Source organism: Acidovorax sp. LjRoot204 (assembly GCF_056175785.1).
In genome coordinates this window covers 1-1,218 of sequence record NZ_JBGFFF010000356.1, presented here as the reverse complement: position 1 = coordinate 1,218, position 1,218 = coordinate 1, and the positions used below count along the sequence as shown (strand labels likewise).

The following is a 1,218-nucleotide window of genomic DNA, read 5'->3' as shown; positions in this document are numbered from 1 at the left end:
GGCCAGTATGACGAATCGATGACCGCCGCCATCGCGGCCTTCCGCGCAGGTAATGCGCCGGACATCCTGCAGGTGTTCGAAGTGGGCACCGCCACCATGATGGCTTCCAAGGGCGCCATCAAGCCGGTGGGCGAGGTGATGACCTCGGGCGGTGCCAAGTTCGACCCCAGTGTGTACGTGCCCGCCGTGTCCGGCTACTACACCGCGCCAAACGGCCAGATGCTGAGCTTCCCGTTCAACAGCTCGACGACCATCTTCTACTACAACAAGGATGCCTTCAAGGCGGCCGGCCTCGATCCGGAGAAGGCTCCCACCACCTGGCCCGAGGTGATCGCCGCAGCCGACAAGCTCAAGGCCAGCGGCCACAAGTGCCCCTTCACCACGAGCTGGATGAGCTGGACCCAGCTCGAAAGCTTCTCGGCCTGGCACAACACCCTGTATGCCACGCAGAACAACGGCTTTGGCGGCACCTCGGCACGCCTGGCCTTCAATTCGCCGCTACAGGTGCGCCATTTCGAGAACCTGGCCAAGATGTCGAAGGACGGCACCTACGTCTACAAGGGCCGCAACAACACGGCCGACGCCGCCTTCCCCTCGGGCGAATGCGCAATGATGACCGGCTCGTCGGGCCTGTACGCACGCGTGGCCAAGGACGCCAAGTTCAAGTACGGCATCTCCACGATGCCCTACTACCCCGACGTGAAGGGCGCCCCGCAAAACACCGTGATCGGCGGCGCCAGCCTGTGGGTCATGTCCGGCAAGCCGGCCGACCACTACAAGGGCGTGGCCAGCTTCTTCACCTTCCTGTCCGACACCAAGGTGCAATCCGAAAGCCACAAGCGCACCGGCTACCTGCCCATCACCACGGCGGCCTACAAGCTGACCGATGCTTCGGGCTTCTACAAGGAAAACCCGGGCACCGACGTGGCAGTGACGCAAATGATCCGCAAGACCACCGACAAGTCGCGCGGCGTGCGCCTGGGCAGCTTCGTGCAGATCCGCACCATCATCGACGAGGAGACCGAGCAGATCTGGAGCGGCAAGAAGACCGCCAAGGAGGCACTCGACGCCGCCGTCAAGCGCGGCGACGAGCAACTCGAGCGCTTCCAGAAGGCAAACAAGGGCTGAGCCGGGTGTGAGGCGCCGGCATCTGCGGCGCCTCACCCACTACACTCGCAACCCGCCGCGCCCACCGCAGGGCCGGTGGGTTCTTCTTTT

Annotated in this window: 1 protein-coding gene; it reads left to right on the top strand. The window is 64.2% G+C overall.

Annotated elements, in window-relative coordinates; all coding sequences use genetic code 11:
- A partial coding sequence (ugpB, locus tag AC04MI_RS25340; protein WP_476499068.1) for a sn-glycerol-3-phosphate ABC transporter substrate-binding protein UgpB occupies positions 1–1,128 on the top strand: 1,128 nt, incomplete at its 5' end.
- Positions 1,129–1,218: the final 90 nt, after the last annotated feature.